Origin of the sequence: Pseudomonas sp. B21-009, assembly GCF_024749345.1 — a bacterium.
Classification (GTDB): Bacteria; Pseudomonadota; Gammaproteobacteria; order Pseudomonadales; family Pseudomonadaceae; genus Aquipseudomonas.
The window spans coordinates 3,753,496-3,762,603 of the sequence record NZ_CP087199.1; the positions used below are offsets into that span (position 1 = coordinate 3,753,496).

Genomic DNA, 9,108 nt, shown 5'->3' on the forward strand with positions numbered 1-9,108 from the left:
CCCATTGTCGCCCTAGTCTGGCCGGCACCACTTTCGATCTGAAAGATATTCCGATTGAGCCATAATTTTTCTATCCAGCACTTCATCCGGCACTCCCCTTCAGCTCTCTGATCTTTCCCCGGTACGCGGCCTTGATGGCCTTCAGGTCTTCGATGGTGTACTTGCGGGCCTGATGAGGCCCTTCCAGCCAACTCACCTTTTCAGCGCCGATGCGCTGCACCAGCCGGATGCGGTACTCGACCGCGTTGCCGGATAGGTTGCGATTGCACTTCACGCACTGGCGGTGAACGTTGAGCGCCTCAAAGCGCAGCTCCGGGCAGGCCCCCACGGAACGGTAATGACCAGCGTCCCAGCGGCTGCCAGTGATCAGGTCGTGATCGCTGGGCAGTGAGTCGCAGCTGATGCACGACAGGTGCTGGTCGCGCAGGCGGATGTAGGTGTTGAACTCGGCCTGGGCCTCGCGCATGTAGTCGCTGCGGGTCTTGAGCTTCTCCTTGCGAACCTTGATCTCGCGGCGCTTGCGCTGGTTGATAGCCTTGTGGGCCTTTTCCCGATGACGCGGGGCATCGAGTGCCGCACAGGCCGGACTGCATACAGCCTGCCCCATGCGTGAAGGGACGAATAAGGCCCCACACGATGCGACACAGCATTTTTTCGGCTTGGGCAGCTTCCTTTCGATCGTCATGCGGCCTCCTGGTTTAGCAGGTCGTCGAAGACCACACCATGGGCGGTAAAGTCAGCAACGATACGGTTGGTGTAGGCGATGCCCTGGGCGCGATTGAAGAGACTGGTTACCGGGAAACCGTCCGGCCCCAGCAGCTTGCAGTCGCCCATCAGGCCAAGCTTCTCTTCGTAGTTGAGGTGCTTAGTGGTTCGGTACCAGGCCGCTCGGTAGTCCTCATCCTCGTTGATAAGGATCTGCACGCCGTGGTGTAGCTTGCAGTACTTGCGGGCCTCCGATGCGTCGCCGATCTGGGTCATCTCGGCAATGCGCTTGTACATCGCGAACCAAAGGGCGTTCTGGTCAAGCGTGCGGTCCTTTCCAGGACGAAGGCTGACGACCACGAACTTCTTGTCGCGAAACATGGTGGTCAGACAGGTGATAGCCTCGGAGAGCTTGGCCTGGCAGTTGACGCTGATGCGGTCAGCCATGGGATACCTCCTTGGCCATGGCCGCATCCCAGTGCGCCTCAAACGCATCCATCAGACTCTCGCTCAGCGCCGCCGCCGAAAGGTGCTGCTCTTCAGAGATGCACGAATCGGCGTCCTCGACTTCGTCCTGCAGGTAGCCGTCTACATAACTTTTGGCCTGGTCGCGTAGTTCGCGAAGCGCTACAAGCTCTCGATAGAGCCCAGATGGAACGCGCTCCTTGCGCAGCGCCTCGTTCTCGGCTTTGAGCTGGTCAATCTGCTCTAACAAACCCTTTTCGAGACAGCCTTTGGCCTCCTGCACGAGGTGGTTTGCTGCAGCAGCAGCGATGCCGCCCACGATCTGCTGCACGGGCGATTGAGTCAGTTGCTCGATCTCCGCCAGCAGCCACAGGGCGACCTCCTCCACCGTCCGCTCGCCAAGAAACTCGTCCAGAGCGTCGGTATGCACCTGCAGATCCTGGTCGCCAGCCCTCCAGGCGCCTACCACTGCCCACAGCAGGGGCTGCAGCTTTGCTTTGTCGATGATCATGGCCTGGCCCTCCCGATGGTGCAGTTGTAAGTGGTGTTGCCGATGTAGAAGCCACCAATGCGGTCGCAGTCGTTCTTGATGCTCTCGTGCGCACCAACCCAGCCACCCACAACGCAGAGCGCGAAAACAAATGCCAGCCAAATGGAATTCATCACACGCCCTCCCCGGCCAGCTGCCCGGCGCGCTTGATGTTCAACTTGGCGAGCAGGTGCGCGCGGCACGCGGCGGCGCCGGACGGGATCTGCTGTACCGCCAGCAGGCGGGCCTGCTTCTGCCTTGCATGCTCTTCGGCAAGCTCGGCAGCGCTCTTCTGGCTGTCGTGGCCGATACCGATCGCGATGTCTTCCAGCGGCTTGCCCTGCACCAGGAGCCGGATGGTGATGTCGTATGCCCGGTCGAAGATCTTGCTGGCCTTTTCCGAGATCTGGTCTGCCAGGTTGTGCAGCTCGCACTGCAGCGCGGCGTGGCGCACCGCCGGGTGTGACCAAGTGCGATTGTCAGCCCGGCTCGGGTGCGAGTTCTCCAGCGCTTCGCGGAATGCGCGGTCGTGCGACGGAATGCCCAGCATTTCCGGCGTCGGCTGGCACCACTTGATAAACTTGCCAACGCTCGGGGCAAAGTCGCCGCCGAACTGGCGGCAGTTCAGCAGGCCATAGCGGATCTGCTCCAGGGTGTTGATCTCGGCGGCGATGAATGCCTTAACCCAACTGCGCTTTGCTGCGTTCAACGCCTCGTTGTCTGGCCAGGCCTGCTTCCACGCCGGGAAGATCGCCTGCAGCTCCTTGAACAGGGCGTTGACCACTTCAGTGGTGCCGGGCGGCAGTTGACGCGCGGTGACCGGAATGACTGGCGGCAGGTTGGTGGCCTTGGCCATGAGCTGGGTTGCGCTTTGCGGCGGCTTTGGCTTGCTCATAGCGCCCCCAGGTCGTCAGCCCAGCTGGTGCTGTTGAAATCAGGACCATTCGCCTGGCGCTTCAGCGGGAACTGGCGAACATTGCTACCAGCAGCTGCATCGCGCTTCACCCACTTCACCAACAGGCTCACCCAGGACGCTTGAGTCTCCATGCGGCCAGACGCCGAGTAGTGACAGACAAACGCGGCTGTGGCTTCGGCGGTGAAGTGGTCAACAGGGATACCCATACGGTGCGCATAGGCCTTCAGGAGCTTCTGGTCCGGCACCCACTCAAGGGTCATTTCGCAGGGCGCCCTTGGGTCGGCGGAATTTTCCTGCTCCGCGCGTTGAGTGTTGTGTTGATCTTCTCCTATTCCCTTCCCTTCCCTTCCGGGGTCAACCGCTCGACGACCAGTCGACGACTCCTCGGCGAATTGTCGACGACCACTCTCCGAATCGTCATCAGATTCAGCCGGTGGCGCAGGGTATTTGTAGTTCTTTTTTTCGATCTTCTGGTGCTTCCAGCCGCGGACATGAAGGTAGTTTTTCCCGGCTACCCAGTAGCTTAGGGTCAGCTCCGCGCCTTCAAGCTCGCCAAGCAGGTTGCTCACCTGGTCGGTGGTAATGTCATCGCCGGGGAACACCAAGGCCTTAATGGTCCGGGGCGCCAGCGGGTGATTGCCGCCGTCGTCGCAGAAGTTCCAGAGGCCGATGAACAACAGGCGAGCCAGCGGGCTGCAGGACATGACCTGCTCGCTCGACCAGAACTCGGGTTTGACAGTGCGAATGCGGGCCATCATTGGGCCTCCAGGTTGTACTGAGCCCACAGGCCGGCCACCCAGGTGACGCCCTTCGGGGTAAATTTGGTTTGGTTGAATGCGTGGCCGCCGTCGGTAGTGCCGGTCTTGATATCGAACCGGCCGGCGTCAATGTGCTGCTGGTACGCCTGCCACTCCCCGCCCATGCGGTACATGATCTTCTTGTCGAGCAGGAACTCGCGGAAGCGGGCCTCATTAGCCCGTAGGAGCTTGGCCGTCTGGCGGAAGCCCTTCAGGCCTGTGGCGTCCACATAACGATCGACGAACTCAACCTTGGGCGCGGCAACGGCCAGGGCCTGGCTGGCAGCCTGTTGCAGCTCGTACTGTTCAGCCCAGGCGCGGGCGGCCGCTGCCGGGCTGGAGAAATCAGGCAGGGTTGCGATGACGCGAGGAGCTTCGAGAGTCTTCAGCTTTTCTAGGACGCTCCGGCGTACCGCCTTCGACTCACGCATCCCCACCAGCATGCACTGGTCGAGGGTGAGGTCGTAACTATCCATTCGAACGCTGCTCTGGGGGTGTGCAATTTTTTTGCATACCCCCAGTTCCTCGCCAAGCTCGTCTTGAACACGAGCGACGAACTGGTCGTTGCGAACCTTTGGCTCGCCCGCGGCTGATCGTGCTTCGTTGATCAAATCACGCAGCTCAATGCTGGACATGGTGCGCGCCACGTTTTCGTAGTTCGCGTTTTGTGGCGCGACCCTGCCCAGGGCCTGTACATCATGGTGATGTGGGTGCATAATCGGCCTCACAGTGTTGTAACGACTGCAGTTGAAAAAGCCGACCTTGCCCGTCGGTTTTTTTGTGCCTGCGATTTGGTGAGTTAGCTGAGGTCTTCATCAGCCCCTCCTTTTTCAGGGCCTATTAAGTCCGGCCCTCGCTTTGGTACCGGCAGATTCCGGATTTTTCCGGCACCTTTTGGCCTGGTCTTCTCGAACAAACGCTCTGTTCCCAGCTGCGCGGCGTACTCTTCAGGCGAAACGCCTGCCTTCTTTGCCAGCCGCTCAAGCTTCTCGTAGAGGCGTCCATCGATCCCGTGGCAGATCGTGGTTTCAGGCACAGGGCCTCCTCCCGGCCTTCAGGCCATTTGGCTTTTGTCGGTAACATCGCTCTCGATGATGCTTTCCAGCTTTTCCTCAACGCACATGCGCACGAAGACAGCTAGCTGAAGCTTGTGGAGCCGTGCCACGGCCTTGAGCGCCTCATAGGTTTCCTCGTCGTAGCGCGACTTAATCTCCCGGTCTTTCAGGTGACTTTGGTCGTGGTATGCCATGCGGTCTTGCTCCTTGCGGTTGAAAGGTTTAGGCAGCGGAAAGGGTTTGACTGGACGAGGCGTCAACCTGGGTCCATGGAAATGAGGGGCAGAGATCTGATCGACCTACAGCGCCATTCGTGAGCGCTTCGATCTGTAAGGCGCGCTTGGCTGGTACTGCGCGCTCCCCTGAACACCATTGATTTACGGTCGGAGCCGTAACGTTCAGCCGGCGCGCCATTTCCGCCTGGCTGCCCAGCAAGCGGGATGCTTCTTTGGCTGCTTCTGCTGATTTCATGAGTTCTCTCCTGGAGATTTATTGATGAATATAAGGCATTACCTTATCTCAGACAAGCTATTGCCTAACCAAAGGCTCAATGGGCCTAATTAGGCAATGCTTACCGGACCGGAATTAGGCGCCGCCATCGAGGCCGCGCGGATCGCCAAGGGCGTATCGAAAAAGAGAATCGCAGACGACTTCCAAGTGAAGCCTCCGTCGATTCAGGGCTGGGTGAAAACTGGGCGCATCGACAAGTCGAAGCTGATGGATGTGATCGCCTACTTTGCTGACGTTGTCGGACCTGAGCACTGGGGCCTTCGCCCTGGCTTCTCGTACGAAAGCCTTCCTGACGATCAACAAGAAGCGTTGCCCGCTGAAGAGCCTGCATCCACCTCTGCAGCCGAAATGGTGCGGATGATGCTGGCTACCCAGGGAAAGGGCCTGTCCGAATCTACCAGGGCACAACTCATGGCTGCGGCGCAAGCGAGTGATGAGGGAAGCGTAACTACCGTCGACTTCTCACGCCCTGGGCTTGTCGGGGATGAGGTGTGGATTGCCCACTATGATGTGAGTGGCGCCATGGGTGATGGCGAGGTGACTCACGACTTTCCAGAGATGTTGCAAGACATTCGGGTCAGCCCAAGGCACCTACGAGAGCTTGGCGTCGAGTTCAAAGAGCATTATCACCTCAAGCTGATCACAGGCCGGGGGCAGTCGATGGCCCCTACTATCAAAAACCGTGACCCCTTGATCGTGGATGTGAGCATCCGTGAATTTGAGGGGGATGGGATCTACTTTTTCTCGCACCAGGGGCACCAGTACATCAAGCGCCTGCAGAAGAAAGGTCGCGACTATTTCAAGATGGTTTCGGACAACACAAATCATCCGCCCGAAGACATCCGCGTCGATGAGACCTACATTCAGGCTCGGGTACTGCTGGTGTGGAATGCTCATCTCGTTTGAGCTTCTGGCTCAGCCCCCTAAAGACTAGAGCGAGAGCAAGCGCATAAGGGGGCATTTCGACCCGAAACGTAAAGGCATTGAAACTCGGCTTGGCCAGCACCATGTTAAAAGACATAATGGTCGACATCTAACATCGTGGAATAAGGGATTCCCACTGTGAGTAGCGAAAATGCGGATACTCCGCAATCTGAGCATGGCCCAGATCACGCGGCCTTGACCATCCCAGGGGATGTTCTGGCTAAATATTGGAATGAACGCGTCCCAGGCAACAAATGCTCATTCTGCAAGATTGGTGACTATGCGTTGGCGTCATCACCATCCGGTGACGGCACCGCAGCCGTGGTTGCTGCTCCCATCCCGAACATGCAGCACCTGGGAATGTGGTTCTACGTAGCCACATGCAGAAATTGTGGATTCGTCGCATTGTTCAACGCCAATTCGATTGTCCGCGACATCTCTAAGGGCCAGTGATGCAAGCAGCCCTGAGATCATGCGATCAATTCGATGTGATGGACGTTCCTGCAATCCAGATACGAGCTTTCAGCACCGTCTTGGCAGATTTTTTTGTCACAGACAATGTCGACCCATCGTGCAGAGCCAAAATCGAAACGATCGAACTCTTCCAGAGAGGGACCATCGTATATACTGAGGCAGAGGAATCCTACACACAGGATGTGAGTGAGGAGATCATGGCAAAACAAGCAATCAATGTAGAAGGTTGGCAGCTGGCATTGGCCGCTCTCACCGTATTGGCAGGGTCCTATTACTTTGCTTGGGACTCCCACAAAGCATTGCTCACCGAGATCAGTGGTCTTCGTACTGATCTTCGATCCGACAAAAAGGACGCAGATGACGATCTCAAAAAATTGATATCGGAATTGAAGACTGAGCGTGAAGCAGATAGACAGCAAGCGCGCGTTGACAGCGAAGCGCTTCGTGAAGAGCTGGCAAAGGTGAGAGAGACCCAAGCTAAGACTATTGAAGCTTTAGGCAATCTGAAAAAGTGAACACCTAAGACTTGAGATAAGCCCGCATCTGCGGGCTTTTTCATGTCCATTAGAAAGGCGCAAGCACCTCGCTCCGCTCCCATTCGTCTACCGCCTCCAACGCTGCTTCGCTCTCCTGCTTCTCCCACCTGACCGTCACGCTTCCGTCGTCATTGAAGGTTAGGTCCAGCTCTGGCGTTTCGGAAAGCAGCCCCATCACCTCCTCCCATTCTAAATCCCCATCTGTGTCGAGCCGATGGATCGTCACCCAGCGCTGCAACTGCGCGATCGGGTGATTGATCATTGACGACACTCTCAGGCCCAGCCGTTCCAAACCGGTCATCTCCTGTCGAGCCTGCGGTGCTGCCTTCTTCTGCTTAGCCATCCCCCTCTCCTGTAGCTGTATATCCATCCAGTATTAGGCAAAGCTTATATCAGCCGTCGGAAAATGTAACCCCCAAAGCGAGATACGTTCGGATGAAAATATTAGGCATTACCTATTTACATAAATTAGGCATTGGCTTATCTTTCACTCAACGCAGCGACTCACCCGCTCCTGCAGAGGGCCTAAAGCGGCCCAGCTCTTTAGCGACACACCTTGCCGGATCGACACCGGCCCAGATTCAAAGGCAGCGATGGACAGGCCTCAACAGTCCAGAGGGGTGGCAACTGCCCCGGGCGTGCAGCGTAAAGCGCCAAGACCAGTTATCCAGCGGGAGAACAAGCCGAAAGGCCCGCGGCTGGAGGAACAACACGAGTGCGAACTGGACTAGGGCCAGGTGGTAACCAAGGCGCACATGAGCCAGCGACCGACGCCAGTAGCGGGTCGCGGCGCACCACGAGATTCACTGATGCCGCTTCTATGAGGCGGCATTGGGAATCCACTGGAGAAAACGCATGAAAATCGTAGATGCCGTAACCAGCGTCGACCTGCACTGGTACAACCGCCGCTGGAACATGCGGCTTCGCGGTGATCAGAAAGCCCGTGACGAAATTCAGGAAGGATTGGTTTACGACCGATTCGGCCGGCTCTACCTGGCCCAGAGCGAAGGCCTTGTCGACTACTGTTCTGCTGGTAGCGGCGGTGCCTGCGGAGGCATCTTCAAAATGCGGGACGGCAGCATCGAAGAGGTCACCGGGGCATGGAGCAGCAACCCCGGCGATGTATTCAAGACTGCCGGTGTCGACACCGTTTCAACCAGCTTCAACGGCCTGGTTATCTCGGTATCGCTTGAGGCGCTTCGCGAGCTCGCTCACCGCTTCAACTTCGTGATCGATGAAACCACGGATGCCTATCGGTACAACGTTTCGCCGGTGCCGCAAGCGGAGAAGATCACGCTGGAGCGGCGCTACTTCAACTGAACAACCAGCGCCACGTCAGCCTGACGTTAACTGCCCGATCACCTGGTTCCCCATCACCAGGCTGCATCGGAGTGTGATCTGGAAAGGCGACTCCATACCGGGCGCGACGTCAACGCGCTGAGCCCTTGAGGCGGTACTGAATGGGCGTCCTTGCGATGACAAGCGCAGATCACACCCCGATGCAGATCGCATCACCGCAGGCGAATCCGGGGCCTTCCCGGCCAGACCAGATGCTTCCCGGGCAGCGCCGGGCGCCTGCATCCCCTTCCCTTCATATCGACCGCATTGGCAGGTGCCAGGCCAGTCTCAGGGCTGGGTTTGGTCACCCGCGCCTGGCTCCTGGCCAATGCGGTCATGAGGATCACCCAATGAGCGGAATGAACGTTTCCGGCCAGATCATGATTCAAGAACCTTCAGGCAGCGGGTTTTCGGCCCATGTCTACCCGACACGCCTTGATGCGGCCATTCAGTTACTGCGCGTGATGATTCGCCGCGCTGATGACCAGGAGGTTTCCATTGGTGCCATCGAAAGTGCCGTAGCTGAGCTGATCAGTGAAGAGCGGCACGATTTAGAGATGGAGATGGCAAGCGAACGTCGACGCCGTGGAGAAGAGCCGTGAGTGGCTGGATCAAGTGCAGCGACAGGCTGCCCGAGCTTCAGGATGACTCTGTTCTCGCTTACGCAGACGGCACATCAAAGCACGCCGGGCCACACGCTTGGACAAAGGGCGGCATGGACATGGTGCACATCCAAGACTACTTCGGAGATGTCACCGCTGGCCTGGATGACGCCGGCAACCAGCTCTACACGCAAATGTACCTGAGCAATGGCGTGACGCACTGGCAGCCCCTTCCTTCCCCACCCGCCGAGTAAACC

The 9,108-nt window shown here is 58.0% G+C and carries 15 protein-coding genes; 5 read left to right on the forward strand and 10 right to left on the reverse strand.

The window, feature by feature from the left end:
• Window positions 1-82: 82 nt before the first annotated feature.
• The 9 genes from LOY34_RS17140 to LOY34_RS17180 all read right to left on the reverse strand — a co-directional run bounded on the left by LOY34_RS17140 (window position 83) and on the right by LOY34_RS17180 (window position 4,938).
• Window positions 83-685 (reverse strand): recombination protein NinG, encoded by a 603-nt coding sequence (locus LOY34_RS17140; RefSeq protein ID WP_258663689.1) that lies wholly within the window; start codon window positions 683-685, stop codon window positions 83-85.
• Entirely contained in the window at window positions 682-1,152 is a 471-nt protein-coding gene (locus LOY34_RS17145) for a hypothetical protein (protein WP_258663691.1), read from the reverse strand. Before LOY34_RS17145 ends, LOY34_RS17140 begins: the two co-directional genes overlap by 4 nt.
• Window positions 1,145-1,681, reverse strand: a complete 537-nt coding sequence (locus LOY34_RS17150) for a hypothetical protein (RefSeq protein ID WP_258663693.1) — start codon at window positions 1,679-1,681, stop codon at window positions 1,145-1,147. Before LOY34_RS17150 ends, LOY34_RS17145 begins: the two co-directional genes overlap by 8 nt.
• A gap of 151 nt (window positions 1,682-1,832) precedes the next feature.
• Window positions 1,833-2,594, reverse strand: a complete 762-nt coding sequence (locus tag LOY34_RS17155; RefSeq protein ID WP_258663694.1) for a replication protein P — start codon at window positions 2,592-2,594, stop codon at window positions 1,833-1,835.
• On the reverse strand, window positions 2,591-3,373 hold the full coding sequence (locus tag LOY34_RS17160; RefSeq protein ID WP_258663697.1) for a DnaT-like ssDNA-binding domain-containing protein: 783 nt from the start codon (window positions 3,371-3,373) through the stop codon (window positions 2,591-2,593). The genes LOY34_RS17155 and LOY34_RS17160 overlap by 4 nt, the downstream gene beginning before the upstream one ends.
• A complete protein-coding gene (locus tag LOY34_RS17165) occupies window positions 3,370-4,047 on the reverse strand; it encodes a phage antirepressor KilAC domain-containing protein (protein WP_258663699.1) in 678 nt (225 codons plus the stop codon). The genes LOY34_RS17160 and LOY34_RS17165 overlap by 4 nt, the downstream gene beginning before the upstream one ends.
• Window positions 4,048-4,211: 164 nt before the next feature.
• Window positions 4,212-4,448 (reverse strand): hypothetical protein, encoded by a 237-nt coding sequence (locus LOY34_RS17170; RefSeq protein ID WP_254502178.1) that lies wholly within the window; start codon window positions 4,446-4,448, stop codon window positions 4,212-4,214.
• Window positions 4,449-4,466: 18 nt separating this feature from the next.
• Window positions 4,467-4,661 carry a hypothetical protein gene (locus tag LOY34_RS17175; protein WP_028941800.1) on the reverse strand — a complete coding sequence of 65 codons (195 nt, stop codon included), beginning with the start codon at window positions 4,659-4,661 and terminating at the stop codon, window positions 4,467-4,469.
• Window positions 4,662-4,689: 28 nt separating this feature from the next.
• On the reverse strand, window positions 4,690-4,938 hold the full coding sequence (locus tag LOY34_RS17180; RefSeq protein ID WP_258663704.1) for a helix-turn-helix domain-containing protein: 249 nt from the start codon (window positions 4,936-4,938) through the stop codon (window positions 4,690-4,692).
• Window positions 4,939-5,034: 96 nt separating this feature from the next.
• On the opposite strand from LOY34_RS17180, the gene LOY34_RS17185 reads away from it, so the two are divergent.
• Together LOY34_RS17185 and LOY34_RS17190 are read left to right on the forward strand one after the other, a co-directional pair.
• The gene (locus LOY34_RS17185) at window positions 5,035-5,883 is read left to right on the forward strand and encodes a S24 family peptidase (protein ID WP_258663706.1); all 849 of its coding nucleotides are present in this window, start codon (window positions 5,035-5,037) and stop codon (window positions 5,881-5,883) included.
• 470 nt (window positions 5,884-6,353) lie between these two features.
• Window positions 6,354-6,890 carry a hypothetical protein gene (locus LOY34_RS17190; protein ID WP_258663708.1) on the forward strand — a complete coding sequence of 179 codons (537 nt, stop codon included), beginning with the start codon at window positions 6,354-6,356 and terminating at the stop codon, window positions 6,888-6,890.
• Window positions 6,891-6,939: 49 nt separating this feature from the next.
• Here the strand turns inward: LOY34_RS17190 and LOY34_RS17195 are convergent, their stop codons facing one another.
• Complete coding sequence (locus LOY34_RS17195) at window positions 6,940-7,254, reverse strand: DUF1654 domain-containing protein (RefSeq protein WP_258663709.1); 315 nt, start codon at window positions 7,252-7,254, stop codon at window positions 6,940-6,942.
• 512 nt (window positions 7,255-7,766) lie between these two features.
• Between LOY34_RS17195 and LOY34_RS17200 the strand changes: the two genes are divergently transcribed.
• The 3 genes from LOY34_RS17200 to LOY34_RS17210 all read left to right on the forward strand — a co-directional run bounded on the left by LOY34_RS17200 (window position 7,767) and on the right by LOY34_RS17210 (window position 9,105).
• Window positions 7,767-8,231 carry a hypothetical protein gene (locus LOY34_RS17200; protein WP_258663711.1) on the forward strand — a complete coding sequence of 155 codons (465 nt, stop codon included), beginning with the start codon at window positions 7,767-7,769 and terminating at the stop codon, window positions 8,229-8,231.
• A gap of 368 nt (window positions 8,232-8,599) precedes the next feature.
• A complete protein-coding gene (locus LOY34_RS17205; protein WP_258663712.1) occupies window positions 8,600-8,851 on the forward strand; it encodes a hypothetical protein in 252 nt (83 codons plus the stop codon).
• A complete protein-coding gene (locus LOY34_RS17210) occupies window positions 8,848-9,105 on the forward strand; it encodes a DUF551 domain-containing protein (RefSeq protein WP_258663714.1) in 258 nt (85 codons plus the stop codon). The genes LOY34_RS17205 and LOY34_RS17210 overlap by 4 nt, the downstream gene beginning before the upstream one ends.
• Window positions 9,106-9,108: the final 3 nt, after the last annotated feature.